The sequence below is a fragment of the Marisediminitalea lipolytica genome, from assembly GCF_001758465.1.
Classification (GTDB): Bacteria; Pseudomonadota; Gammaproteobacteria; order Enterobacterales; family Alteromonadaceae; genus Alteromonas; species Alteromonas lipolytica.
In genome coordinates this window covers 513,011-539,409 of sequence record NZ_MJIC01000014.1, presented here as the reverse complement: position 1 = coordinate 539,409, position 26,399 = coordinate 513,011, and the positions used below count along the sequence as shown (strand labels likewise).

20 protein-coding genes are annotated in these 26,399 nt (G+C 48.1%); 11 read left to right on the top strand and 9 right to left on the bottom strand.

The window, feature by feature from the left end; all coding sequences use genetic code 11:
• Positions 1–106: 106 nt before the first annotated feature.
• Complete coding sequence (hldE, locus tag BFC17_RS13385; RefSeq protein WP_070176970.1) at positions 107–1,543, bottom strand: bifunctional D-glycero-beta-D-manno-heptose-7-phosphate kinase/D-glycero-beta-D-manno-heptose 1-phosphate adenylyltransferase HldE; 1,437 nt, start codon at positions 1,541–1,543, stop codon at positions 107–109.
• A 64-nt stretch (positions 1,544–1,607) separates the two neighbouring features.
• Here hldE and BFC17_RS13380 point away from each other — a divergent pair, with 64 nt between their 5' ends.
• Positions 1,608–1,928 (top strand): GIY-YIG nuclease family protein, encoded by a 321-nt coding sequence (locus tag BFC17_RS13380; RefSeq protein WP_070176969.1) that lies wholly within the window; start codon positions 1,608–1,610, stop codon positions 1,926–1,928.
• On the opposite strand, the gene BFC17_RS13375 is transcribed toward BFC17_RS13380, so the two are convergent.
• Positions 1,897–2,811, bottom strand: a complete 915-nt coding sequence (locus BFC17_RS13375) for a DUF350 domain-containing protein (RefSeq protein WP_070176968.1) — start codon at positions 2,809–2,811, stop codon at positions 1,897–1,899. The two genes, BFC17_RS13380 and BFC17_RS13375, sit on opposite strands and share 32 nt — an antisense overlap.
• A 95-nt stretch (positions 2,812–2,906) precedes the next feature.
• On the opposite strand from BFC17_RS13375, the gene glnE reads away from it, so the two are divergent.
• Positions 2,907–5,801 (top strand): bifunctional [glutamate--ammonia ligase]-adenylyl-L-tyrosine phosphorylase/[glutamate--ammonia-ligase] adenylyltransferase, encoded by a 2,895-nt coding sequence (gene glnE, locus BFC17_RS13370; RefSeq protein ID WP_070176967.1) that lies wholly within the window; start codon positions 2,907–2,909, stop codon positions 5,799–5,801.
• A 22-nt stretch (positions 5,802–5,823) separates the two neighbouring features.
• Here glnE and BFC17_RS13365 read toward each other — a convergent pair whose 3' ends face one another.
• The 6 genes from BFC17_RS13365 to BFC17_RS13340 form a co-directional block, all read right to left on the bottom strand.
• Positions 5,824–6,438: a TcpQ domain-containing protein gene (locus tag BFC17_RS13365; protein ID WP_070176966.1), complete on the bottom strand. Its 615-nt coding sequence runs from the start codon at positions 6,436–6,438 to the stop codon at positions 5,824–5,826.
• A gap of 124 nt (positions 6,439–6,562) precedes the next feature.
• Positions 6,563–7,492: an LpxL/LpxP family Kdo(2)-lipid IV(A) lauroyl/palmitoleoyl acyltransferase gene (gene lpxL / locus BFC17_RS13360; RefSeq protein WP_070176965.1), complete on the bottom strand. Its 930-nt coding sequence runs from the start codon at positions 7,490–7,492 to the stop codon at positions 6,563–6,565.
• Positions 7,493–7,626: 134 nt separating this feature from the next.
• On the bottom strand, positions 7,627–7,884 hold the full coding sequence (locus tag BFC17_RS13355; protein WP_070176964.1) for a DUF3081 family protein: 258 nt from the start codon (positions 7,882–7,884) through the stop codon (positions 7,627–7,629).
• Between the two features lie 124 nt (positions 7,885–8,008).
• Entirely contained in the window at positions 8,009–8,581 is a 573-nt protein-coding gene (locus BFC17_RS13350; protein WP_083271727.1) for an outer membrane beta-barrel protein, read from the bottom strand.
• 28 nt (positions 8,582–8,609) lie between these two features.
• On the bottom strand, positions 8,610–9,818 hold the full coding sequence (locus BFC17_RS13345; protein ID WP_229680935.1) for a hypothetical protein: 1,209 nt from the start codon (positions 9,816–9,818) through the stop codon (positions 8,610–8,612).
• Between the two features lie 2 nt (positions 9,819–9,820).
• On the bottom strand, positions 9,821–10,615 hold the full coding sequence (locus tag BFC17_RS13340; protein ID WP_070176963.1) for an outer membrane lipoprotein-sorting protein: 795 nt from the start codon (positions 10,613–10,615) through the stop codon (positions 9,821–9,823).
• 328 nt (positions 10,616–10,943) lie between these two features.
• Between BFC17_RS13340 and BFC17_RS13335 the strand changes: the two genes are divergently transcribed.
• From BFC17_RS13335 to BFC17_RS13300, 9 genes are all read left to right on the top strand, one after another.
• On the top strand, positions 10,944–13,184 hold the full coding sequence (locus BFC17_RS13335) for an acyl-CoA dehydrogenase (RefSeq protein WP_070176962.1): 2,241 nt from the start codon (positions 10,944–10,946) through the stop codon (positions 13,182–13,184).
• 254 nt (positions 13,185–13,438) lie between these two features.
• The gene (locus BFC17_RS13330) at positions 13,439–15,463 is read left to right on the top strand and encodes a putative bifunctional diguanylate cyclase/phosphodiesterase (protein ID WP_070176961.1); all 2,025 of its coding nucleotides are present in this window, start codon (positions 13,439–13,441) and stop codon (positions 15,461–15,463) included.
• A gap of 3 nt (positions 15,464–15,466) precedes the next feature.
• Positions 15,467–16,060 carry a thymidine kinase gene (locus BFC17_RS13325; protein WP_070176960.1) on the top strand — a complete coding sequence of 198 codons (594 nt, stop codon included), beginning with the start codon at positions 15,467–15,469 and terminating at the stop codon, positions 16,058–16,060.
• Between the two features lie 83 nt (positions 16,061–16,143).
• The gene (locus tag BFC17_RS13320) at positions 16,144–17,718 is read left to right on the top strand and encodes a serine hydrolase (protein WP_083271726.1); all 1,575 of its coding nucleotides are present in this window, start codon (positions 16,144–16,146) and stop codon (positions 17,716–17,718) included.
• A gap of 88 nt (positions 17,719–17,806) precedes the next feature.
• Complete coding sequence (locus tag BFC17_RS22930) at positions 17,807–17,938, top strand: hypothetical protein (protein WP_268235989.1); 132 nt, start codon at positions 17,807–17,809, stop codon at positions 17,936–17,938.
• 434 nt (positions 17,939–18,372) lie between these two features.
• A complete protein-coding gene (locus BFC17_RS13315; protein WP_070176959.1) occupies positions 18,373–21,300 on the top strand; it encodes a TonB-dependent receptor in 2,928 nt (975 codons plus the stop codon).
• A gap of 119 nt (positions 21,301–21,419) precedes the next feature.
• Positions 21,420–22,910: a tryptophan halogenase family protein gene (locus BFC17_RS13310; protein WP_070176958.1), complete on the top strand. Its 1,491-nt coding sequence runs from the start codon at positions 21,420–21,422 to the stop codon at positions 22,908–22,910.
• A complete protein-coding gene (locus tag BFC17_RS13305) occupies positions 22,907–24,400 on the top strand; it encodes a tryptophan halogenase family protein (protein ID WP_070176957.1) in 1,494 nt (497 codons plus the stop codon). The genes BFC17_RS13310 and BFC17_RS13305 overlap by 4 nt, the downstream gene beginning before the upstream one ends.
• A 70-nt stretch (positions 24,401–24,470) precedes the next feature.
• Positions 24,471–25,310 (top strand): formate/nitrite transporter family protein, encoded by an 840-nt coding sequence (locus BFC17_RS13300; protein ID WP_070176956.1) that lies wholly within the window; start codon positions 24,471–24,473, stop codon positions 25,308–25,310.
• Here BFC17_RS13300 and BFC17_RS13295 read toward each other — a convergent pair.
• Positions 25,307–26,326, bottom strand: coding sequence for a LacI family DNA-binding transcriptional regulator (locus BFC17_RS13295; protein WP_070176955.1), 1,020 nt, complete (start codon positions 26,324–26,326; stop codon positions 25,307–25,309). The genes BFC17_RS13300 and BFC17_RS13295 overlap by 4 nt on opposite strands.
• Positions 26,327–26,399: the final 73 nt, after the last annotated feature.

Here is a 26,399-nt window from a genome sequence, read left to right as displayed (position 1 = left end):
TGCTTCTACCGCTGTTCTTGCGTTATGCGCCTTGTGCGCGTAAACGCGATTTCCTTAAGCTTATCCTAAAGCGTGAATATGTGCATTAAATCAGCACGTATATTCGCTACGATTGGCCATAACTTTGATGCTTCACAATAGTCTCTATAATACCGGTGGTTGAAACCCCTTCTTCAAAATGCAGTACCTTCACCACACCGCCATTATCAAGGACTTCCTGTCCCCCTGCGATATCTTCAACTTTATAGTCGCCGCCTTTTACCAGTACGTCAGGCAGAATACCGGCTATCAGGCGTTGCGGGGTTTCTTCACTGAAAGGGACCACCCAATCCACAGCACTAAGCCCGGCCAGCACCGCCATTCGTCTTTGCACCGGATTGACAGGCCTGCCCGGCCCTTTTAAGGCCTGTACGGATGCGTCAGTATTCACCGCCACAATTAACCGATCTCCAAGCTTCGACGCTGCATCAAGATAAGACACATGGCCGGCATGCAGGATGTCGAAGCATCCGTTGGTCATAACCACTTTTTCACCGCGCTGTTTGGCTGCTGAGACGGCCAGCATGAGTTGTTCTTCGCTCATGACCCCACCGTCCGGATGACTATGCTGCCCGGCAGCTACAGCCAGTTCGGTTGTCGTCACCGTAGAGGTGCCCAGTTTACCTACCACAATACTGGCTGCCAGATTGGCCATAACGCAAGCTTGCTGCATAGATTCACCCGCTGCCATACAGGCTGCCAGAGTGGAAATCACGGTATCACCAGCACCGGTAACGTCATAAACTTCCTTCGCTTTCGCCGGTAAATGAAATTCAGGCTCGCCCGGTGTAAAAAGTGTCATGCCCTGCTCTGAGCGGGTAACTAATAATGCCGCCAGCTCCAAATCGGCACAGAGCTTATTCGCTTGCTCTACCAACTGCTGTTCACTGTTAACCTCGCCCATTACCGTAGAAAATTCGGCCATGTTTGGCGTAATCAGTGTAGCGCCGCGATACTTAGTAAAATCAGCACCTTTAGGATCCACTACCACAGGTGTACCAGCACACCTTGCTTGCGCTATCAACTGCTGCGGGTTACTTAATGCTCCCTTCGCGTAGTCAGAAAGGATCACCAGATCATGACTTGCCAGCGCCTCGGTAAACTGTGTTTCAAGCGGGGTTTTATCTACCGCGCTGAATGAGCGCTCAAAATCCATTCTTAACAGTTGCTGGTTGCGGCTCATTACCCGTAATTTGGTAATGGTGTCATAGCCTTCACAACGGCAAAAATGGCACTCAATGCCATATCCCAGGAGTCGCTTCTCTAACGCATCGGCGTTGGCATCATTCCCGACCATCCCCAGCAGGGTCACTCTAGCCCCCAGCGATGACAAATTGATGGCAACGTTGGCCGCGCCGCCGGGGCGGTCTTCAGCGTTGTTTATATTAACCACCGGAACCGGCGCTTCGGGTGAAACCCTTGCCGTAGCGCCACTCCAGTAGCGATCCAGCATAACATCACCAACAACTAATACTTTGATTTGATTAAAATTCGGGAGTGCCATTTTTGTCTTTTTCGATACACTAATGGCGTGATTATAACAGTGATTAGCCAGTAAGAGCCAACCGATGAGTCAGTGGTACGTATATTTAATAAGAACAGGTAACAATACTTTGTACACCGGCATTACCACTGACCCCAAACGACGAATCAGGCAACACCGGGGAGAGATTAAAGGAGGCGCTAAAGCACTGCGCGGTAAAACCCCGCTTAAGTATCACTGTATCTTTGCGGTAACTGACAAGAGTCAGGCTCTGAAGCTGGAGATATGGATTAAAAAAAGAACCCGTAAAGAAAAAGAAGCCGTTAACAAGGTAGCCGAGTTGCCGTTACCAGCAACCCTGCTTGATAAAGACGCTACCCGGCAGATGAACTCAGAACACCACTGATGATCATCGCCAGGCCAATACTTAAGGTAAACTCCACAGCGGCAACGCCAACGTTGTGCTGTTCGTCCACCTCAACCTGATAATTCACCCCGTTTAAAATGGCCCATTTGCTGAAGGCAACAAGTACCCAAAGGAACAAGGACAAAGCCACACTGGTAATCAGCCAGCCGGTAACGTTAGATACATAACCGTTTGGAATATAATTTAACAAGGCGCCCGCCGATGAAACAACCAGCGCTGTGCCTAGCAGATTACCCGCATGTTGCACGGCTAAAGCCAACTGCCCTGTATCCAGGGCACTCTGAAAAGAATGATTCTGGTTTTGCAGGGCGTAACGCATTTCATAAACGCGGGTCATAATAAGCAAGATGGTAAGCACGACCAAAAAGCCCGTCACTATGGCGATAATGGCATTTAAGTCACTACCGTTAACCCATACCATAATACTCCGCAAAATAATGGCACTGGAGACCAGGCTGGCAGCATCAACTAATGCCACGCTCACGTTGCGCTGGGCGACCTTGTTTTCGGTATCTACGGCGTCGAGAACGATTTTGTCATGGGCAAAACGCCCGACTTTAACCAGACAAATCCCGATAACACCAAAAATGAGCATCCCTAACGCAGCTTGCTCATAGCCCTGCCCAACGTGGCGACCGACCACCGAACTTAACACCAGACAAAGAGACAACATGCCGCCGGCCACACTGATGCCAAAGGCAAAGTTGTCTTTTACGCCCAGCTCATCGCTAACGGATACCTTGGCCCGGGAACGGGATAACCATTTCATTACCAGCAACAGCAATAACGCCAGCGCAACATCAATAGCAACATAGACCCACAAATCATGAGCCAACGGCACCAGCTTTACCAAAGTATCCATTTCCACCTCAAATTGATTGATAAATGAGTCCGGAACTGGAGGCTTTTGCCCCTTTGTGCCAGACTCTCACACATCACTCACTATCCTAAGTTAATATGTCTACGGAAAAAACAAAAAACGGGATTATTCAGCAACATGCTGATGAGAATTGGCAGAAAATCAGCGCCGCTGGCTATCCGCCTGAACTACTTGCTAAACACCAGGACAGCATTAAAGCCATTGCCGGCCTGAGTCCTTTCGTTACCGAAGTTGCTTTAACAAGACCCGTCGTTTTTTCGCGTATTTTAGCCAATAACTGGCATCTCGAGATTGATATTGATTCGGTGTGTGAGCAGTTCAACCAACGCCTTAGTGATATTTCCTCAGAAGAAGAGTTACTGGTCGAGCTGCGATTATTTCGCGCGGAACAAATGGCCGCGCTGGCGTGGCGCGACCTCACCAACCAACAGTCAATCGAGGTGTCATTAAGCCAGACCAGTTTGCTGGCCGACACTTTAATAATGGCGGCTTATAACTGGCTGTATGCCTCCCAGATTAAACGCTACGGCGAACCGCAAGGACCAGAGGGCCCCCAGCCAATGTTAATACTGGGCATGGGTAAGCTGGGAGGAAAAGAGCTTAATTTCTCCAGTGATATCGATCTTATTTTCGCTTACCCCTACAAGGGTGAAACCGATCATCCCCGTAAGCCAATAGAAAACCAGCAATTTTTTACCAAATTAGCGCAACGTCTCATCGCAGCACTAAATAAAACCACGCCTTACGGACAGGTTTTCAGAGTCGACATGCGCCTGCGCCCTTTTGGCGACAGTGGTCCGCTGGTCGCCCACTTTGCGGCGCTGGAAGACTATTATCAGGAACAGGGGCGTCAGTGGGAACGGTATGCCATGATAAAAGCCCGGGTACTAAATCCCGACTCCGCCTACAGTGCTCAGCTACAGGCAATCCTGGCCCCCTTTGTCTACCGGCGCTATCTCGACTTTACCACCATCGACGCTATTCGTGAGATGAAGCAGTTGATCAACAAAGAGCTACGAAGACGCAGGCTAACCAACAACATTAAGTTGGGTGCCGGCGGGATCCGAGAGGTGGAGTTTTTTGCCCAGAGCTTTCAGCTAATCCATGGCGGACGGGAAACCACTTTACAATCAAAACAGTTATTACCGGTGTTACACCGTCTTGCCGAATTACAGATAGTAGAAACCCAGGCCATTGAGCAGCTTATCGCAGATTACTATTTTCTGCGTAAAGCCGAACATACGTTGCAGCAATTTAACGACGAGCAAACCCAGTTGCTGCCCGATAATGTCTGGACTCAGCAGGTTCTCGCAAACACGCTGGATTTTCCGGACTATGAGGCATTTTTAGCGGTACTGGAACAGGTTATGGCTCGTGTTCACAGTCAGTTCAATGCGTTGGTGGCCGAACCAGGCGATGAACAACAACAGCAGGACTCTTTGTTTAGCCGCTGTAAAGATGCCTGGCAAATTGGCATGCACGAATCAGAGTTTACGGAATTGCTGGACGATGCACTTGACGCTACTTCAGCCAGCGCACTGTATACGCAACTAACCTCGTTTAAACAACAGCTAAGCAAGCATCGTATTGGTCAACGGGGCGAAGACACGCTCAACAAACTGATGCCCGAAGTGGTGTATTACATGTTAAGACAGTGCCCGGCGGACAGCGTGATATTACTGCCGCGGCTGTTTAGTGTTATCAGCGCCATTACCGGCAGAACAACCTATCTGGATTTACTCCATGAAAACCCGGATGTGCTGAAGCAACTCATTAAACTTTGTGCCCGCAGTGAATGGATCACTGAGCAAATTCGCACCTTTCCGCTGTTATTGGACGAACTGTTAACGCCACTCTACTTACAGCAACAACAAACCGATATCGCCGTGGTTTACGAGCAATATAGTGATGAATTACGTCAGAGTGCGTTGCGCGTAGAGCCCGAAGACACCGAACAGCTTATGGAGCAATGGCGTCAGTTTAAGCTGTGTCAGCAGTTACGCATTGCGGCCAGTGATATTTCGGGTTCACTGCCCATTGCCAGAGTCAGCGACAAGCTTACCATCCTTGCTGAAGTGCTGCTGAAAGCGGTATTTACTTCAGCCTGGCAACAGGTAACCGAGAAGTTTGGCGCGCCGAATCACCTGCAAGACGACGACACCGGTTTCTTAATTGTTGGCTACGGCAAACTGGGGGGCTATGAACTGGGTTACGGCTCTGATTTAGATTTGGTGTTTATTCACAACGCGCCACAAGGTGCAGAAACGACCGGCCCTAAACAGGTCTCTGCTCAGCAATTTTATATAAAACTGGCGCAGCGGATCATGCATTTATTAAATACCCGCACTCTTTCCGGCCAGTTATACGAGGCAGATTTACGTTTACGCCCCTCGGGAAACTCAGGTCTGCTGTGTTGCCACCTTTCTGGTTTTACCCACTACCAGCTTAATGAGGCCTGGACCTGGGAACATCAGGCACTGGTCAGAGCGCGCAGTATTATGGGCGATAAGCAATTACAAACGGCATTTACCGAAATACGAAATAGCATATTAACCCGGCAGCGCAACCTTACTGAGCTGGCCGACGAAGTGGTGAAAATGCGTTTAAAAATGCGTGACCATCTGCTGGATTCTCAGGCGCAAGGACTCGATTTAAAACAATGTGAAGGCGGCATCACGGATATCGAATTTATGGTGCAATACTGGGTACTGGGTTACGCTCACCAATATCCGGCATTAACTCAGTGGCCTGACAATCTGCGAATCCTGGAAAATGCCAGCCAGGCAGGACTTCTCTCGCCGCTACAAAGCGAGCAACTGCAAAACGCCTATTTAACCCTGCGCGACCATTATCACCAGTTAACCCTGGCGGGTGAGAAATTTGCTCACAGTAATGAGGAACTCGAAACAGTAAGGACGGTAGTTACCACGCAGTGGCAACAGGTATTTGGCAGCATTCTGCCTGAAGAATAAAACAGGTTGTGGGCTGGTAATATTAACCGCCCACTCTGCTGCATTGTTTTGCAAGGTAATCACTGACTTTTTCGGTAACCACCAGCGAACGTTGTTTGGGGCACACAAAGGTGGCGACCTTACCCTCAAAGTTACTGTCGATAGCACTGGCAATCTTTGCCAGCGAGCCTGCTACGGTATTATCCATCTGAAACTGATGCTTGATCACAAAATCCTGATCGAGGTCCCAGATCACCTGCATCCCCTCCTGCTCTGCATAGGAAGAAATCGCTTCACGTAAGGTATTTCCGGCTTTAAAGGTGCGATATTTGTATTCGCCTTCCCAACGACTGTCCACCGGTTTTAAATCGCTGGACATGGACTGCAGGCGATCATCCAGGCTTTGTTCGGATGGGGTGAGATCAAGCACCATATCCGCTCCCTCAGAGCGAATGGGTTCGTTGGATTTCATCCTGAATTCGCGATAAAAATCTGACAAACCTTTCGCGACAGAACGCTCTTTAGGTGCATCCACGGGGGTCGGCGTTGATGACAGATTCATTTGCAAATAGATCACAATGCCCGCGACGATGATTACCGCTAACGCTAACCCCAGATGTTTCACCCAAAACAGGGCGGACGCAGGCTTTTTGTTCATTCAGGTTCTCTTTGTCCCTATTAACATTGCCACGAGCACAATTACTACCCGGCTCACTCAATCCACTGTCCTGGTAAGAAGCACAGTGAATAATTAGTTTAACCGCCTGAACCCCACTTATGCATTATTTGTAAAGTGAGGGCGCTTCAGGATCCGGACGGGTTTTAAACCGTTTATGCATCCATAAGTAACTTTCTGGCTGCACATTTATAATATCGGCAATGTTTGCGTTGAGTAAAGTCAGCGCGGTCACATCGTCGAGATCTTTTAATTCAGGCATCGGCGGATAAAACTTAACCTTATAGCCATTATCCGTATAACGGGAAGTAACGATAAGGGGCTGGCTGTTTGTGCGCTTAATAAACATCATGGTTGCTGTGGTAGTAGCGGTTTCCTTAACACCACCAAAAGGCACAAAAACACTCTGACTGCGACCGTAATCCTGATCGGGTAAATAAAGACAAAGCTCCTGACTATCCAGAGCTGAAATAAGCGCCCGTGCATTACGCTTGTGGATCATATATTTATTTGAGCGGGCCCGCCCGTGATACTGAAGGTAATCAATTAACGGGTTATTGTGCTTGCGGTAAAACGCAATACTGGGGTACTTAAGCCCTACGATACGACAGGCAAACTCCAGATTCATGTTGTGCAGCGCCAGACCAAACACACCTTTGCCTTCTGCCAGTATCGCTTCAACGTGTTCAAAACCTTCAATTTCACCGTGTTTACGAATACGCCAGTCGGGCCACCACCAGCCCATCGCCGTTTCAAACACAGCCATACCCGCACGATGAACGTTGCGCTTTACCAGTTTTTCCCGCTCCGCGGCAGACATATCCGGATAACAAAGTTCAAAATTACGTCTGGCCACCTGCACCCGGGATTTGGCAATCTTGCCCAGCAACCAACCGGTTCCACGCCCGAGCAGTTTAATAACAGGGAAAGGCAACCAGGTCAGGGTATAAAGAAACGCCACACCGACCCACACTAACCAATAGCGGGGGCCAAGAAAAGCCATTGAAAATTTGGGCGGCTTAATTGCTACAGCCAAGATAGGAATCCTCTGTTACATCCGTTTGCGGGTGCCAACACCTATTATGATGACTCCCCAGACCTGATAAATGCCGGCATTGTAGCTTAAACCAGGCCGGATGAATACCTAGAGCATAGCCATTGCTCCGAGGGTTAATACTGTTTGTCGATGTTTTTCAGCTTTTTCTCAAAGGCCTCAAAATCTTCGCTTTTTTGATAGTCAAAATGATACTGATTATGAAAACCAAACTGCATGGCAACCTTAGCATCATTAATAAAGAGGGTGTAACCGTCGAAGTCGGTGTAGGCAACCACACCGTCCAGACGATATTTGCCGTCGGTTTCTTCACCTTCCTGACGAATTTTATCGAACACCCGTAGTACGAATTTAGAATCGATTTCGTTTTTCATTGCTGACACCTCCTGTGGTTTATACCTCAGTAAAGGTTTTTTGGTTTAGGAGTTATACCAATCGGGGTATTCATGCTGAGGCCCAACATCGCAGGTTCCAACGATGTCGGGAGCATTATTGTGATTAGTTAAAGTTATAGCGCAAACCCAGGGAAATCATGCCGGTATCCAGACCATTTCCTCCGCGAATGTAGTCGGCATCCAGGCGGACAAACAATTTTTCAGCAACGGCTAAATCAAAACCCAGCCCAAGTATGCCGGCAAAAACCCCTTTATCATAACGACAATAAGTATCACCGGATTGAGTAACCGTTGAATTACCCAGGTTACACCCACCTTCAGCGGTCAGAGGCTCATAACCAACCACATCTATTCGAGCAACGCCAAGCCGGTAGAACAGTTCACCCATGGGGGATGAGGCTTTACCCAGCGCGCCCAGATAAAGTCCATCAGCTTTAAAAAAATCATTTTCCATGCTTTGTTCATTGCCGACATCCGCTATCTTGTAGTAGCCGGTTTCGACATACCACTGACGATGAAACTGATGCCCCAACAGAATCTTATAACCAAAGCTTTCTTCCTCGCGTTGGTTAAACTCGACATCACTGTAACCGGTGCTCACCACGCCATACATTCTTTCGATGCCATAGCTGAATGTCGACACCAACAACAAACCGACCAGTACAAAAATCCTCACATGCCACTCCTTTTATTATTTCCGCCTGCTAGAAAAAGAATTCTACGTTAAATTCGACATGATCATCACGTCGGATAAAGTAGTAGGGATTCTCAATGTCTTCGGTGGCAAAGAAATATCCATTCATAGTCCATTTCCAGTTTTCGGTCATGCGGGTGGACGCTTCCAAATAAGCATTATAGGAATTGGTGTTATCCAAATCCTGAATGAATCCGAACAAAATCTCTGTACTGTCGAAGTCATTCCAAACCCAACGAACTCCTAGCATCAGGTCGTTTTGCGAAGGAACGAAAAAGTTGCTGTCTCGTTCATCATACTGATACTCAATCAGCCACCCCAGATCATAATTTGAACCCAGCGCACCTACCCAGGTATATTCAAGCCCGGCCACCCCGGCAAAAAAGCTGACCGTTTCGCTTTCCCGGTGTATCCCTTCAAACTTGTATAGCCATGAATCATTCACCCACAGCAAATCGATGCCATATTGGTCTATCAGTTCATAGTAAGGAAATAATTCCAGATCGCCTGCCTCAATACTCCCGGTATTGATCAGCAGCGGCTCGCGGTTGGTACCGGTAAAATAAGACAGACCGATTTCCCAGTCACCGATAGACTGCTGCCATCTTAACGCGTAATCAACGTGAGACTGTTCATCATCTGATTCATAAAAAGCCACATCATTACTGATAGGTACCATGGGTCTTAACCGACCCTGCACGCCAGAAAAGGTGCGTTCGCGAAAGTAAGGCAACACAAAGGCGCTTAATGTACCCGCATCAAAGTAATAGCTGAAACTTACCATTGGCTGGCCCAGCTTAGCCTCAAAGTCGATTGCATCAACCAGGTCAGTCTGGTTGATGATATCTACCAGATGAAGCGACTCCGTTTGCCCCCAAAAAACCTTACCCACCCCGGCTCTGAATTCGTAACTCTGGCCCAGATGAGTCCAGATAAGTTCACGAATATCATAATGCGTGCGCTCTGAATCTTCCTGATCAAATCGGTAAAATGGTTTAAACACAAGTGTGTTATCGCCATCACTCCACTCAGTAAACCACTCTGGTGAGAGCGCCACTGAAGATTGCGCCCTTGGCTGTGCCGTGTAGATCGCGTCCTGCAGGAAGTATCGTTGCTCGACACTGACAGAGCCAGAAAACTCTGCTCGCGCTTCATTTATTCCCCCCTGCAATGCAATAGACACAGCTAACAGTGAGGGTTTGAGTGCACTTCTTCCCATAATTATCTCACTCGTTTCAAGCGATTCTCATCAAAGTTACGCTCGTCGACTTCCCCGGTCTTCAGAGAAATTTCGTTAATGATTAGAGTGGTGCTTTTGCCCGTTTGTACATTAGTCATCACAGACGCCGTTGGACGCCAGTATTTGTCACTGTATAATTTGTAGTCTTCTAAAACCAAGGTCTTCAGCAAGCTGCCTTTTTTGTCGTAATAGTCAGTTTTTAAGGGCCTGTACTCTTGAGTATCAATATAGACCACCTGCTTTGAATATCCCGAAAATTGGTCAGTCGGCACTTGCTCAACCACATATACTTGTTGACCTTCAAAGGTATCTGTTTTTACAAAATCAAATTTAAACTTATCAATTTCAAATGACGACATATCTTCATAAGCAAATTCACTGCTCATAAAAGGGCCTGATTTATTTTGGGTCGAAATTCGTTTAACCCGTTTTAATTTGGGCAAATACATCCACTGATCGTCGGGTTCACTGATGTAAGAGAAACTCAGAAATGCAGTACCTTTAATATCGGCCGGCGAGTCAAAAACGGTCAGGGACTTATCCCCTTGCTCAGGCACTTCCAATGTGTATACCCGTAATTCCCGCTCAGATTCCTGACCGTTGGCATTACGAAGTATCATTGTTGTATTGGCTGACGAATCCTCCCATCCTTCGTCCCGTGCTTTTCGTTCTTTGGCAATACGTAAGCCCTCGGCTTCGTCTGCAAATGTCGTTGAGGAAAATGCGACGGCAACGCCAAGGATCGCGCCCATTACCAATTGATTACATTTGAACATCTACTCATTCCTTACGCTGTTCTTTGGTACTCAGTAGCCACTATACTTGTATCAGCTAAAAATTACATTACGTCAGTGTAGTCTAGGCAAACAATCCGCTTTGCAACAAGCCAATGAACGATTAAGCAAGGAAGGAAAACACCGGTTGTGCAGCCTTTCAAACTGACTCACCAGCACATTTTTTCACCAAAAATCAGACTTATACATTTACCCAGAAAACCTAATTGTTTGAAATAAATAACAATTACAGAATTTAACACAAAATTTGCATTTGCCATTTTTTTCTGTATTATGGCGAAAAACAACTGGTCAGATGAGCGGATGAGTTATGAGTATCAGAACTAGCCTGAAAAAAGTATTACCTCCAATTTCAATTACAGAACAAGAAGCCCTGGATGCTGGTGACATTTGGTTAGAGTCCTCCATTTATCGTGGAGCACCTGACATGGAGGCATTGCGTGCTGTACGTCAAGCCAAACTCAGTGCTGATGAGCAGGCGTTTATGGATGGCCCGGTAAAAGAATTACTGGCTATGGTGGACGATTTTGAATTAGGTAATTCAAAACACATTCCACAGCACATCCTGGACTTTTTGGGCAAAAATCGCTTTTTCTCGATGATCATCCCCAAAAAATTTGGCGGTCTGGAATTTAGCCCGTTTGCCAACTCAACCATCGTATCTACCATCGCCGCCAAAAGTGGCGCGCTGGCAGTTACCGTTATGGTGCCAAACTCTTTAGGTCCGGGTGAGCTACTTATGCATTACGGCACCAAAGCCCAGCAGGATTACTGGTTACCACGCCTGGCCGTGGGACAAGACATTCCGTGCTTTGCCTTAACCAGCCCGGAAGCCGGCTCTGATGCAGGCGGTATACCCGACGCAGCCATCGTTACCAAAGGCCAGTACAATGGCGAAGAAGTTTTAGGCCTCAAAGTCAGCTGGGATAAACGCTACATTACCCTGGCCCCCATAGCCACGGTGCTCGGTCTGGCATTTAAAGTTTTCGATCCGGACCAATTGCTGGGCGATAAACTGGAGCTGGGTATTACCTGTGCTTTGTTACCTAAAACCCATCCTGGCGTTGAACTGGGTAACCGTCACGATCCCATGGGCGTAAAATTCTACAATGGTACGACCCGCGGTCAGGACGTATTTATTCCGATGGACTTTATTATCGGCGGTCAGAAAAACATCGGTCGCGGCTGGCAGATGCTCGTTGCCTGTTTGGGGGCCGGTCGCGGTATTTCGTTACCAGCCATGGGCACCGCTACGGCGCAAAGTGCGCTTAAATCCACCGCCGAATATGCTTTTGTTCGTGAGCAATTTGGTTTGCCAATCGGTCGCTTTGAAGGTATTCAGGAAAAACTGGCTGAAATTGCCGGGAAAACCTTTTTGTGTGAAGCCATGCGTATACTGACAACAGAAGGTCTGGGCGAAGGCTTAAAGCCGTCGGTAGTTACCGCAATCGCTAAATACCACATGACAGAAATTGGCCGCCAGGTAATGAATGCCGCTATGGATGTTCAGGCCGGTAAAGCGATTCAACGGGGCCCGCAAAACACACTGGCGGCGGGTTATTCAGCCCTGCCCATTGCGATTACCGTGGAAGGCGCCAATATCCTGACCCGTAACCTGATGATTTTTGGGCAGGGTGCCATGCGCTGTCACCCTTACCTAAAACAAATGGTCGACCTGATTTACAGTGAAGAAAAATCTGCTGACGCCAAATTTAACAAGGTGTTACGCAAAACCGTTGGCTTTAGCGTAAAAAATGCCTTCCGCAGTCTGTTTAACAGTTACCTGCCATTTGTCCGCAGCGCCGAATCAAGCCTGCCGGAAGTACGCGGTTATGAGAAGCGCCTCAATGCCCTGTCAGCCAAGCTGGCCCCCATGGCCGACCTGTCACTGGCAGTGCTGGGGGGTGATCTGAAGAAAGCGGAATTGCTTTCTGCCCGGTTAGGTGATGTCATGAGCTATCTGTACGGTGCAATGGCAGCCATTCGTTACTATGAGCAGCGAATCGAAGACCGTCAGCTTGCTAAGCCATACTTTGATTATGCAATGCAATGGTCATTACAACAGGCCGAACAAGCCTTGGTGAATTTTGTCCGCAATTTCCCGAACACGCCAACACGCGGTTTAATGCGCTTACTCACTAATACCTACAGTGGTAGCGTAAGCTCTATCAGTGACGATCTGATCCGCGAACTGTCGCTGGCAGCGTTACAGGATAACAGCGTTAAAGCTCAGCTAACGCATCTGGTGCAGCCAGTTGCTGGCGACGGTAATGACATTAACGAGCAGGCTTTTAAAGCCAAGCACAAAGTGTTGCCATTGTTAGGCAAAGTGCAAAAAGCACTGCGTAAAGAACCGGTCATTCCTTTTCTGTCCTTTGAGAATGCGCTGAATAAACTGCAGGAAAGAGGGGTGATTAACGCCGAAGAAGCCCATGACCTGCACGATTACAACGAGAAGCGTAAACTGGCGGTGCGGGTGGATGAGTTCAGTTTTGATTTGGAACTGATTTCTCCTGACAAACCGGTTGAGGCAGCAAAGGACGCTGCTTAATCTGACTCTGATAAGGCCGGACATCCGGCCTTACTTTTTTGTCTTTGCTGATTTAGCCACTCAGAGCTGGCTGTACTAGTGTCATTAACCGTTCTGATTCGATAACGCCGGAATCAAAAAGTCCCGCTAAAACAACTTGCAAATCACCCTTTCGCAACTAACATAAAAGAAGACTTTTACCCAGGCAGTGTTCACGCTGATGCAGTACTCTCCTCAAATCACTCTAAAAACATTCGGCTGATAATATAACTGCAATGGCACTCTCCCAATCGCGCTATCTTCCTTCCCTACGTCACGAAATACTGGCATTACTTCAGGCAAATGCGGTGGGGGGATTACTGATAACGGTGTTCAGCTTCAGTGCCATGACCTTTGGTTTTAATAACCACAGTAATCAAACAACCAAAATCGTCCTGTGGGCCCTGATGCTCATAGTATGTTTGCTCCGGGCAATCGACGGTATTTACTGGCATAAAAAGTTAAAATATCACGAAGTATACAGCCAATGGCCTTTACTCCGGTTTGTGCTGGGCTCTGTGGTTACCGCCCTGCTTTGGGCAGCCTACTGTAGTCTGCTTTACCACCACATGGATCTGATTGAACTGGCAACCACCATGATTATTGTGGCGGCAATGGCCGGTGGTGCTGCCACGGTGCTTTCCCCTCACCTGCCGCTGGTGCTCATATACACTTCACTGCTGTTATTGCCACTGTCTTTACAGACCGTATTCGACATGGAAGCACAACTGCACTTGCTGGGTTCTCTCGGTATTCTGTTCTGGCTGGTGATGTGCGGTACCGCCATGAAATCCAATCAGTTTATTCACCGCGCCATACAGATGAAATCAGAAAACGAAAACCTGTTGGCACTCACCACCTCAGAACGGGCAAAAGTAGAGCGTGTTAACCAGGAGCTTAAAGCTGCCAACGTCAGCTTGGACAATGCCAATGCCTCCCTCGAAAATGAGGTGCGTAAACGCACAGCAGAGCTACACCAGCTGTCACATACCGATCCCCTCACCGGCCTGATGAACCGCATGGGGTTTATGCAAAAGCTGAGTGTGTTAATTAGCCGGGCCAGAAGCGACGGCAACGCCATAGCGGTGCTATTTATCGATTTAGATGGCTTTAAACAAATTAATGACAGTTTAGGCCACCAGGCAGGAGATAAAGTACTATCTGACATCGCCCTGAAACTGGCTGATTACAGCGAAGCTGACTGCATCGGCCGCTGGGGCGGAGACGAGTTTATCATTGTATTACCGCATGCAGAAAAAAACACAGCAATGGCGGTTGCTCTGGCCATAAAGAGTCGCCTGGCTAATCTGCAACCTCTGGAAGAAAGCACCCTGACTTTGGGCGCAACTATCGGTATTGCCATGTATCCGGAACACAGTGAGGATGGTGCTACCCTGATCCAGCTTGCCGACCTGACCATGTATCATCAAAAACACATTGCCTCTGGCCAGGTTGGCGTTTACTCACAGGCTCTCTATGCCAAGCTCCATCACGAACAAACCTTATTGGAAGGTTTGCGCCACGCAATTTCGCAAAAAGAGCTGTCGGTCGTGTATCAGCCAATCCTGGATGCCCAAACTGAGCAGCTTTGGGCTGTTGAAGCCTTGCTTCGCTGGCAATTTGCTGGCCGCTCCATCAGCCCGGCCGAGTTTATCCCGCTGGCCGAAAAAAATGGCTCAATCTACGAAATCGGTAACTGGGTGCTACATCGCGCCTGTATCGATGCGGCTCACTGGGACAATCAGGCATTACGGCTGTCAGTGAATGTATCGCTAATGCAACTGCTGAGGGACGATTTTATCGCTAGCGTCGATAAAGCCCTGGCCAGCTCAGGACTGGCACCACAGCGTCTGCATCTGGAAGTAACCGAATCGATTTTTTCCGACGACATGGACTTACTGGCCAGCAAAATCAGCGCCCTGAAGGCGCGCCACATAAAAGTGGCTATCGACGACTTTGGTACCGGCTTTTCTTCACTCAGTATGCTTCAATCGCTGGACTTTGATGTGCTTAAAATCGACCGCTCCTTTGTGCAGCAAATGACCGAAAATAACAATGCCATCGTCAGAGCCACATTATTAATGGCAAATGAGCTGGGCTGTAAGACCGTAGCCGAAGGCATAGAAACTAACGAACAAGCAAAGCTTCTCACAACCATGGGGGTTGATTGCCTGCAAGGTTACCTCTATGCACGACCAATGAATAACAAACGTCTCAGTCAGTGGTACACTAGCTGGCAACAAAAACACCAGACACAATAAAAAATGGCGCAACTCTATTTTTACTATTCCGCAATGAATGCGGGAAAATCCACGTCTTTACTGCAGTCGGCCTACAACTACCGCGAACGCGGTATGAATCCGTTGATTTTTACTTTTGCTCTGGACGATCGCTTCGGCAAAGGAAAAGTCGCTTCCCGCATCGGCCTGGAAGCCGACGCCCGGCTGTTCAGCGAAGATAATGATCTGCTAAAGACAATTACAGAACTTCACAAACAGCAGTTTATCGACTGCGTGTTTATTGATGAGGCTCAGTTTTTAACCAAGCAACAGGTATCCCAGCTCATTGAAGTGGTTGATGAACTGGATATCCCGGTACTGGCCTACGGTCTGCGTACCGACTTTTTGGGTGAAACCTTTACCGGCAGCCATTACCTGCTCGCCTGGGCTGATAAATTATTTGAGCTGAAAACCGTTTGTCACTGCGGCCGCAAGGCTAACTTTGTAGTGCGCATTGATGAAAATGGCAATGCTGTAACCAGCGGCGCTCAGGTCGAAATTGGTGGTAATGACCGCTATGAATCCATGTGCAGAAAACACTTTAAAGCCTTAGTTTGGGATGGCGCTAACATACAATAAAACCAGGATGGCATTGACTTTCCATTCATCAGACTGCAAATTGAATAATTTATTCCATTTACTTTACTTTGCAGGGAATCTCAATGTCAGCCTCTCGTGCCAGATTTTTGTTAGCCGGCGTGGTGTTATGCTGCGCCACGGCCTGCTCCGCCTCTTCAGCACCTTCTTATCAAAACACGCAAAATATTACTCAGGTAGCTAAACAAGCCCTCGCGGAATTTCATACACCGGGCATGGGCATTGGCGTTATTAAAGACGGTAAAATAGTCGCTCTGGAAGGTGTGGGTAAGCGCAACCTGGCACTTAAACAAGCGGTAGATGAAAACACCTATTTCCGTCTGGCCTCAACCTCGAAAGCCTTTACTGCCAGTGCTCTGGCTATTGCGATTGACGAATTTGACCTCAGTTGGCAGACCAAAGTGACCGATATTCTGCCTGAATTTCAGATGCAGGATCCCTGGGTCACCCGCGAATTTACTTTGTTGGACCTGTTGGCTCACCGTTCAGGACTAAGCAGTGGCGCTGGCGACAGCATGTTATGGCCGGAACCCAGCGGTTTCAGCCGCCAGGAAATTATGCATAATTTGCGTTACCTCACGCCGGTAAGTAGTTTTCGCAGTGAATATGCCTACAGCAATCTGATGTTCATTACGGCCGGTGAGGTCGTCGCCAGGTTGTACAACAAACCCTATGCCACGGTAATTGAGGAGAAGATATTTACCCCGTTGGGTATGGAATGCTTTGCTGGCGATCTTACCGACCAGGCCCTGCAAAATGTGGCTATGAGCTATGGCCATAATGACTCACGTGGTATTTACGCCATCCCCCGTAATGCCATTACCGGCAGTGAACTGGTCTCTGCCGCCGCTGGAGGCATCGTCTGTAATGCCAGCAATATGCTTAAATGGCTAAAAATGTGGCTTAACGACGGTAAAACTGAGCAGGGTGAATCACTGCTTAGTGCAGAGCAAATTGCGTTTATGCAGCGAGCGCATACCGTATTACCGGTGTCTCAGTCGGACCAAGACTGGGATAATACTGTCCTGAAATCCTATGGTCTGGGCTGGCGGTTGTCAGATGTGTATGGCCATAAAGTCATTTCCCATACCGGTACACTTTCGGGATATCAGGCCTATGTGGCCATGGTGCCCGACCTTGACTTAGGCGTGGTGCTGCTTAATAACGGCTCAAATTATGGTGCGCGCAGTGCAGTCATGCAGCACATTCTTAAAGCTTATATTGCGCCTCAGGAAAACACCGACTGGGTGCAGACATTAAAAACCTATCAGGCTGAGCGAGAGCAACGCTATCTGGCGTCAAGCCAAGCCCCGCAAGGCACCGGCGAAGTCATCCTTGATCCTATCGCCTATGCCGGAGACTTCGCTGATCAGTGGTTTGGCGCCATGTATATTGTTAGTGAAGAAGATACATTGCGGATCCGCTCAGCAAAAATGCCGACCCTGACTGGTACCCTTGAACCGTTCGCGGATCATTCCTTTGTGATCCGCTGGGACAATCAAAATGCCGCCAGTGATGCTTTCATTCATTTTGATGTAAATACTCAGCGCCTAGTGACCGGATTCAGTCTGTACCCTTTTACGGATAAGGAAAAGGGATCTCATGAATACTCAGATATGTATTTCAACAAGGCTGATTAACTAAAACTATTACAGCAATCAAATTTAATTAATTTTTTAAAAAACCATTTGCGCCTATAGTGGCTTAAACCACACAGGAGATAAGCCAATGAGTAAGTTAATTGCACAAATCAAACAGCGTATTGCAGTAGAAAAGCAACAGGACAAAATGACCTGTAATTACCCTGATAACTATTACGGTGATCAGCTATGTCAGTCTGGCAATAATAATCGCCGCTGAGTTACCTTCTTTTCTTACCATCCTCTTTTAAAAGCGCCTTCTCTGGCGCTTTTAATTTTACTCTCTGAAAAAGTCATCGGGGGCAGACCTCAAACCAAAGACACACATGGGCATACATTCCAGTCCCGCATTTATACAAACGCAAAAAGTGTTCAACCTTTAAAGCTAATATTGTTAAGCATCTGCGGTTTCGCTGCATAATTATAAATGTAAAAAAATAATCAACATTCTGCGCCTGAAAAACAAAAACTTAATCGAAAAAAAGTAAATAGATAAACGAGATAGAGAAAAAGCACCTAAACCATAGTAATACATGTTAATTTATTTTTCTTAATTGATTAAGAAAAATGCTTGACGACTCAAGATAGCTTAACTATTGTTAACATCGATGTAACAAAATTACACCGTTATAAATTGAGTTAGGGCACAAAAACATGAAGACTAAGCACATATTTAAACCCGCATTGTTGTCACTGGCCGTGACATCAGCAATGTATTCTGGTCACGCGTTATCACAACAAAACAATACCAACGCGGATCCAGAAGTCGAAGTAATTGCCGTTAAAGGTATTCGCGGCTCATTAATGCGCGCACAAGCCATAAAAATGGATAACACTTCCATCGTTGAAGCAATTTCCGCTGAAGATATTGGTAAATTACCCGATTCATCCATTGCAGAATCTCTCGCACGTTTACCAGGCCTGGCTGGCGAAAGGGTTGGCGGTCGTACTTCTGGCATCTCGGTTCGTGGTTTTAAAGAAGACTTCACCGGCACCTCACTGAATGGCCGCGAATTAATCGGTATTGGTGACAACCGTGGTGTTGAATACGACCTTTACCCTTCTGAAATTATGACCGGTGCCACTATTTTTAAAACCACCGAAGCCGATCTGATGGTTCAGGGTATTGGTGGTACGGTTGATTTACAAACGGTTCGTCCACTGGCTGCACAGGAAACGCTAACCTTTACCGGTGTATACGAAATGGGTGGCAACGACTCAGATAACCCTGAGTTTGACAACAAAGGCAAACGCCTTGCGTTGTCGTTTGTAGAAAAATTTGCCGACGATACCATTGGTCTTGCCGTAGCTTTAGCAACCACTGAGTCGCCTCGTAACGAACGTAAATACGGCGTCTGGGGCTACAGCGCTAACGACGACGGTCAGTTTACGCCGTCAGGACTGGATACCCAGGCGATAAGCCGTGAGTTAGACCGGGATACTGTTTCTGCGGTATTACAATGGCGTCCAACAGATAACCTGGATATTGCCGTTGATGTACTAAACATTGATTACTCTGACTCTGGCGTTATCCGCGGATTTATTGAACCCTTCAATGCCGAACCAACCTCACTATCCGGTGCCGGAACCAGCGTGTCTGGTACTCAGGTGGGTGTAAATCCGGTGCTTCGTACTGACCCGGCGCAAAAAGATGGCGAACTACAAACATTCGGCCTCAACGTTAAATATAACATTGATGATAACTGGTCGGTGATGCTCGATGTTGCTGACAGCCAGTCGAAAAAACGTGATTTACGTGGCGAATCCTACGCTGGCTTGGCACGTAATGGTGCTACCGATGCTTTTGGCACCCGTGACTTCCAGATGAGTCCGGACGGTGTGTTCTTTACTGGCAGCACAGGCCTTGATGCCTTTGCAGATCCTACCCTGCTGCAACTCACCGGTCCCCAGCAATGGGGTGGTGGTATGGCTAACATTGCCGACCAGTTTGCCAGCTCAGTTAACACTATCTTTATTGATGAAGATGGCAACCCGGTTCCTTTCAGCTACTTAAATGCGCAGGACGGCTTCTTAAACTATGCTGACTTTGAAGAAGAGCTGACCACCGCTCGTCTTGAGACAGAAGGCTTTGTTGAATGGGGCATCATTAACAAAGTGAAGTTCGGCGTTAATTATAGCGACCGCTACAAAATGAAGGATAACAAAGGGTTCTTTGCAACCGCTTCATCTTACCCTTATTCCGAAGCGATTCCTTCACAGTACCTGTATAACGGTCTGGCAGATCTGACCTGGGCAGGGCTGGGACAAGTTGTGGCGTACAATGGCTTTGCCCCTTATAACGATGGAGAGTACACATTAAATGACGCAGGTTTACTTGAGCCGGATCGTTTAGGTGATACCTATACCGTTGATGAAGAGGTCATCACGCTTTATGCAAAATTTAACTTTGAAACCGAGCTGGGTGATTTCCCGGTAGTCGGTAACTTCGGTGCGCAGTACGTGCAAACCGATCAGTCATCAACGGGTTACCTGGGTATAGTTGGTTCAAACTACGCTGTTTGTGATGATGATAGCAATGGTGTGGTGGATGCCGACTGTATTCAAAACGGTGGTGACTCTTACAGCCACTTCCTGCCAAGCATAAACGTGAGTATTGAAGTTGGTGACAATCGTTTTGTTCGCCTGGCTGCCAACAAAACTATCAGCCGCGCACGGGTTGACCAAATGAAAGCCTCGGGTTTTGTTAAGTTTGACCAAAACATAGACCTGATTGCTATTCCTAACAGTGAGGCAGACGTCGACCGCTATGGTTCACCATGGTCCAAGTTCCAGGGCAACCCATCATTGAGCCCACTGGAAGCCAACAACTTTGATATCTCTTTTGAGAACTACTTCGAAGACGAAGGTTACGTTTCCTTAGCGTTGTTCTACAAAGATTTGGTTAACTGGACAGATGAAGGACGTGAATTAATTGATTTCACCAACGACACCACTAATGAAGGCGCTAACTACTTCATTCCTGGCTTCCATGACCGTATTATTCAGGCTACCGACTTATATGGCCCGGCTAATATCGCTTATAACGCGGGGGATTTAGTTACGCCGCCTGATTTTGGCTATTATTCCTACTTCCAGGATGGCCTGAAAGGCACGGTAAAAGGTGCTGAAATTACTGCGAATATTCCGTTAGGTGCGTTCGTTAGTGCTCTGGAAGGTTTTGGTATCGCTGGTTCTGCCACCTTTATCGATGCCGAACTGGACAATGGCAATCCTATTCCGGGTCAGTCTGATGAGGTTTTCTCACTCACCGCCTATTATGAAATGAATGGTTTTGAAATTCGTGTGGCGGCCACCGACCGCTCTGAATTCTCAACCTACCAACGTGGCGGTTCAAACAAAATTGATCCAGCCACCCGTGATGCCGTTACTCAGGTTGATGCACAAATCAGCTATGACTTTGAAGGCAGCGGCATTGAGTACCTTGAAGGTCTGCGTATTTCATTACAGGGGACTAACCTGACTGATGAATCAGAAGAAACCATTGACGGCAACGGTATTGTTACCCTGCGCCGTGAGTTTGGTCCTTCTTACATGCTGAACTTCAACTACTCTTTCTATTAATAGAAGACAGTCCAAAAGCCCCGCACCTGTGGGGCTTTTTTGTGCTGTACGATTTGCTTTTCACTTTAAATTCACTAGAGTCAAAAGCAAAGCGAGAATCGACGCGTAAAGGATGTAACATGCCAACACCAATAAAAAAAGTCGTCATTGCCGGGGGCGGAACAGCCGGCTGGATGACCGCAGCATTACTAAAAAAAGTACTGGGCAGTAGTGTCAGTATCGAACTGGTAGAGTCTGAGCAAATCGGCATTGTTGGTGTTGGTGAGGCAACCATTCCGCCCATCCAGACGTTTAACCGCTTTTTAGGCATCGATGAAAAAGCCTTTCTACGTGAAACCCACGGTACCATTAAACTCGCGATTAAGTTTGAGAACTGGCGTATCCCTGGCGAAAGCTATTTCCATACTTTCGGCGCCCCGGGTACCACCATGGGCTTTTGCAGTTTTCACCATTACTGGTTAAAAGCCAGAGCGGCCGGATTAGCTCAGTCGTTCTGGGATTTCGATTTGAATTACCTCGCCTGTGAGCAAGGCCGCTTCAATAAAATTAATACCCAGAATCCCCTTTATGACATGCCCTACGCTTATCATTTTGATTCGGCACTGTACGGGCAGTTTTTACGACGCTTTGCCGAACAACTGGGCGTTACCCGCACTGAGGGAATGATTGAACATGTTCAGCAGGACAATCAAAGCGGCTTTATTACCGGACTGCAATTCACCGATGGCCGCCAGATTAACGGCGATTTGTTTATCGATTGTACCGGACTGCGTGGCCTGCTGATCCGTCAGGCTCTGGGCGTGGATTATGAAGACTGGAGCCACTGGCTGCCTGCCGACTCCGCCCAGGCCGTCCCCAGTGAGCGCTTCGAGCAGACCTTGCCGTACACGCGCAGCATAGCCCATGACTGTGGCTGGCAATGGCGTATTCCACTGACTCACCGTAACGGCAATGGCATTGTTTACAGCTCACGGTTCACCGCCGATGAACACGCAACACAAACCTTAATGGGTAACCTCGACAGCAAAGCGCTGGATACGCCGCGGACTATTCGCTTTAATACCGGGCGTACAGAACAGCAGTGGTGTAAAAACGTGGTTGCTATTGGCTTATCCAGCGGCTTTTTGGAACCTTTGGAGTCCACCAGCATTCATCTGATTCAATCAGGGATTATTCGCCTGATGAAAATGTTCCCCAATCATGGGATCTCGCCCACTATGGTTGATATGTATAATGCGGAGTCTAAAGATGAATTTGAGACCATTCGCGACTTTATTATTCTGCATTACCGCGTTAATGAACGAGACGACAGTGACTTCTGGCGGGCAATGCGAGAAATGGCTATTCCTGACCGACTGGCGCAAAAAATTGAAGCATTCAAGGAAACCGCCGCTATTTTCAATGAACAAAATGATATCTTCCGGGATGCCTCCTGGGTTCAGGTGATGATGGGTCAGGGCCTGTTCCCTGCCGATCATCACGCAGCGGTCAATGCCATGGATACGTCCACCCTGCTCAGCGCCATGCAACAAATTCATCAGGCGAAACAGCAGCCGCTGAGTTCGCTGTTAGACCACGATGAATTTATCCAGCGGTATACCAGCGCATGACATCAGCGCCACTTCGCATTGTCATTGCCGGCGGCGGCACGGCCGGCTGGATGACGGCAAACCTGCTGGCAAAACAGGGGCTCAACCGGCCCCTGCAAATTACCCTGGTGGAGTCGCCAGATATCGGCATAATTGGTGTAGGCGAAGGCTCAACCCCTACCCTCAAACGTTTCTTTGCCGAGATGGACATCGCCGAAGAGGACTGGATGCCCGCGTGCAATGCTACCTATAAAGTCAGCATTCGCTTTGATGGCTGGAGCCCGGCCGCACAAGTAAACAGTTACGCCCATCCGTTTATCAGTCAGTTAGACACCTTCAGTGAGCGTTTTTTCTATGTGAACTGTTTTCATCGCCGGATGGGCCATGCAGTTAATACTACCCCGGGCGATTTTCTGTTTAATGCCTGGCTGGCCAAACATAACCTAAGCCCTAAAACACCGCCTAACTTTCCGTTTCGCATTGAGTATGGCTACCATTTCGACTCCGGCCTTGTTGGCGAGTATGTAAAGCGTCATGCCGCGACATTAGGCGTGGTCCACAAAGCGCTGAATATTACCGGTGTGGATTGCCACCCCAATGGTGATATTGCCGGATTGAAAACGGCAGAGGGTGATGTCATCGAAGGCGACTTTTTTATCGATTGTACCGGGTTTAAGTCACTGCTGTTACAACAAACGTTAAAAGTGCCTTTTCACTCTTTCAAATCTAATCTGTTTAACGATTCGGCGGTAGTCTGCCCCACACCGGCGCTTACTGAACTGCCGGTAGAAACCCGTTCCACAGCACTGTCAGCTGGCTGGGCCTGGCAAATCCCCCTGACTAACCGAACGGGTAACGGCTATGTGTACAGCAGTGATTTTATCAGCGATGATCAGGCCGCCAGCGAATTATGTCATCACCTGGGCCTGAATGAAAACGAAGCGGATTTACGCAAGTTAACCATGCAAGTAGGCCAGGTCGCCGAGCACTGGGCCAAAAACTGTCTGGCCGTTGGTTTGTCACAGGGCTTTATAGAACCGCTGGAGGCGACAGCGCTGCATCTGGTTCAAACCGGCGTTGAAATCTTTATTGACCATATCAGGGCGGGCGGCTTTACCGAGACCCAGCGCACAGCCTACAACCGCATTATCTCGGAACGCTTTGAGCGAGTCAGGGATTACATTGTGGCCCATTATCGATTAAATACCCGCAGCGACAGCGAATACTGGCTGGCCAATCAACACAATGAGCAACTGTCGGACGCCTTATTTCACCTGCTAAACGTGTGGTATCGACGGGGCGATCTGGGACAGGAAATAGCGCGCCAGCAGCTCGATTCGCATTTTGGCAACACATCCTGGCACTGCCTGTTAGCCGGTTATGGTGCCTTTCCGCCACTGGAACAAAGCTCCAATGTAACTGAGGATCTTTACCAGCAAAATAAGTTAGACGCTTTCTTTCGCGGCTGTCTGCTAAACTTTTCCCCTCCTGCCCCAGTTATTGCTAAGTAAAACAATCGTTTTCGGCATTTTTCCCGTACCAGTTTTATTATTTCCATAGCAAACCGATGCAAGGACATTTATGTCAGGAGACAATCCACAGCGCCCACACAACTCACCTTTAACGGCAGAAGAAGAACAGGAAGTCCGCGAACACCAGAGCTTAAATTCGATTTCGCTGTATGCACTGATTCATCGGGAAGGACTGGAAGAACTCAAACGCCCGTTAATGTCATTATGGTGGTCCGGGGTGGCCGCCGGTATGGGGATTTCAACATCGGTACTGGCCGAGGGCATATTGCACACCATGTTTGCTGGCTGGAACAGTCAGTTTGCGCTGGAGAATCTGGGTTACACCGTCGGGTTTGTGCTGGTGATCATGGGCCGCTTACAGCTATTTACCGAAAACACCCTCACGGTTATTTTGCCCTTGCTGACACACCGTTCATGGACCATGCTTGGCTGCCTGGGGCGACTGTGGGGTATTGTTTTTATCGCTAACATGGCGGGTACCTTACTGGCTGCTTTTCTGATGTATAGCCTGCAAACTGTCCCGCCTGAATACCTTGAGGGAATGAGCGAGATTTCCAGGCACTATGCCGAACTGACTCACGCGCAGGTATTCTCTTACGGGGTAATTTCTGGCTTTTTAATTGCCGGTATTGTGTGGATGAAACCAACCGTGCAGGACGCCGCGTTTTTTGTGGTAGTGATGTTTACCTATCTGATTGCCGTGGGCAACTTCACTCACGTTATAGCAGGTTCCACGGAATTGTTTTTACTTGTATTGCAAGGCGAAGTGGCCGTAACGCACGCAATAACTATGATCCTGGCTACGTTACTGGGCAACATAGCCGGTGGCACCGGCCTTTTTGCCTTGCTGGCCCACGCTCAGGTTGCCCACGAAATAGAACCGGACTAGATAGTCTCACCGAGCTTTAGCTCGTAAGGCAGCGTCACCGACGCAGTTTCGCCGGATAGTAATAATCTGGCGGACTCCATGCCTTTTTGCACACTGGACTGACAAACCGTGGCAAGATTCGGGCGCGTACGTGCCGCTTCTTCGATGCCGTCAAAGCCGGTTATACGCAGTTCGCCTGGTACATCTATGCCCATGCTCAGTGCGCATTGCAATAATTCCAGCGCAATAATATCACTCATGCACAGGATAACGTCTGGTCGCGGTGAGCTTTGTAATACTTCTTTTGCGGCCTGCACGGCATACACACCGGCGTTTTCCGGCAGGTTCCATATCCAGTCAGGCGCTACCTGAATACCGGCTTCCTTCAGTGCCCGGCAGTAGCCGTCCAGTCGACGGTGAGTGATGGATAATTCAGCATTGAGCAAAGGACTGTCATAAATACGGCAAGTGCTGGGCGAATCAATTAAACGTAAGCCCAGAATCGCAACCCGATCGCCGGGCTTAATCGCGGCTTTGGCCACTTCATAACTGGCTTGTTCGTTATCGATATTAATTGCTGGCCGGCCTTCCAGATTAAAGTCCACTGTTACTACAGGTTTGCCCTGCTGATTTAACTGAGTAGAAAGTGCGTCATTTCGTGGCGCACCGTAACAGATAAAACCATCAACAAAATCCACTACATCGGTGATGGAATCGGAATCGCCGGCGTAGAGTAGTAAGTGTTTCTGGTTTTCCCGCAGAACCCGTGAAACGCCCTGAATAAACGTACTGGCCACCGGATCCGTTACCATGTAATCAAGGCTGTCGGCTAATACCAGGGCAACAATATTCGACTGACCTTTACGCAGGATCTGCGCCGCCCGGTTTGGGCCGGTATAACCAATCTCTTTACAGGCATCCAGAATTTCGGTGCGCTTGGCAGCTGAAAGCTGATCAGGGCGGTTAAACGCGTTGGAAATGGTAGCGGTGGATACACCAAGCTGCTTAGCAACATCTTTTAAAGTAAGCTTTTTCATAGAAGTATCAACGATTCCCAACAATAAATACAAAGAGCACCAACTTAATGTAACTTAAGACCGACTTAATTTC

What these genes read in the sequence shown, in the direction of transcription:
- hldE (WP_070176970.1), bottom strand. Translation starts at nt 1,543, where the DNA reads ATGGCACTCCCGAATTTTAATCAAATCAAAGTATTAGTTGTTGGTGAT.
- BFC17_RS13380 (WP_070176969.1), top strand. Translation starts at nt 1,608, where the DNA reads ATGAGTCAGTGGTACGTATATTTAATAAGAACAGGTAACAATACTTTG.
- BFC17_RS13375 (WP_070176968.1), bottom strand. Translation starts at nt 2,811, where the DNA reads ATGGATACTTTGGTAAAGCTGGTGCCGTTGGCTCATGATTTGTGGGTC.
- glnE (WP_070176967.1), top strand. Translation starts at nt 2,907, where the DNA reads ATGTCTACGGAAAAAACAAAAAACGGGATTATTCAGCAACATGCTGAT.
- BFC17_RS13365 (WP_070176966.1), bottom strand. Translation starts at nt 6,438, where the DNA reads ATGAACAAAAAGCCTGCGTCCGCCCTGTTTTGGGTGAAACATCTGGGG.
- BFC17_RS13355 (WP_070176964.1), bottom strand. Translation starts at nt 7,884, where the DNA reads ATGAAAAACGAAATCGATTCTAAATTCGTACTACGGGTGTTCGATAAA.
- BFC17_RS13345 (WP_229680935.1), bottom strand. Translation starts at nt 9,818, where the DNA reads ATGGGAAGAAGTGCACTCAAACCCTCACTGTTAGCTGTGTCTATTGCA.
- BFC17_RS13340 (WP_070176963.1), bottom strand. Translation starts at nt 10,615, where the DNA reads ATGTTCAAATGTAATCAATTGGTAATGGGCGCGATCCTTGGCGTTGCC.
- BFC17_RS13335 (WP_070176962.1), top strand. Translation starts at nt 10,944, where the DNA reads ATGAGTATCAGAACTAGCCTGAAAAAAGTATTACCTCCAATTTCAATT.
- BFC17_RS13330 (WP_070176961.1), top strand. Translation starts at nt 13,439, where the DNA reads ATGGCACTCTCCCAATCGCGCTATCTTCCTTCCCTACGTCACGAAATA.
- BFC17_RS13325 (WP_070176960.1), top strand. Translation starts at nt 15,467, where the DNA reads ATGGCGCAACTCTATTTTTACTATTCCGCAATGAATGCGGGAAAATCC.
- BFC17_RS13320 (WP_083271726.1), top strand. Translation starts at nt 16,144, where the DNA reads ATGTCAGCCTCTCGTGCCAGATTTTTGTTAGCCGGCGTGGTGTTATGC.
- BFC17_RS22930 (WP_268235989.1), top strand. Translation starts at nt 17,807, where the DNA reads ATGAGTAAGTTAATTGCACAAATCAAACAGCGTATTGCAGTAGAAAAG.
- BFC17_RS13315 (WP_070176959.1), top strand. Translation starts at nt 18,373, where the DNA reads ATGAAGACTAAGCACATATTTAAACCCGCATTGTTGTCACTGGCCGTG.
- BFC17_RS13310 (WP_070176958.1), top strand. Translation starts at nt 21,420, where the DNA reads ATGCCAACACCAATAAAAAAAGTCGTCATTGCCGGGGGCGGAACAGCC.
- BFC17_RS13305 (WP_070176957.1), top strand. Translation starts at nt 22,907, where the DNA reads ATGACATCAGCGCCACTTCGCATTGTCATTGCCGGCGGCGGCACGGCC.
- BFC17_RS13300 (WP_070176956.1), top strand. Translation starts at nt 24,471, where the DNA reads ATGTCAGGAGACAATCCACAGCGCCCACACAACTCACCTTTAACGGCA.
- BFC17_RS13295 (WP_070176955.1), bottom strand. Translation starts at nt 26,326, where the DNA reads ATGAAAAAGCTTACTTTAAAAGATGTTGCTAAGCAGCTTGGTGTATCC.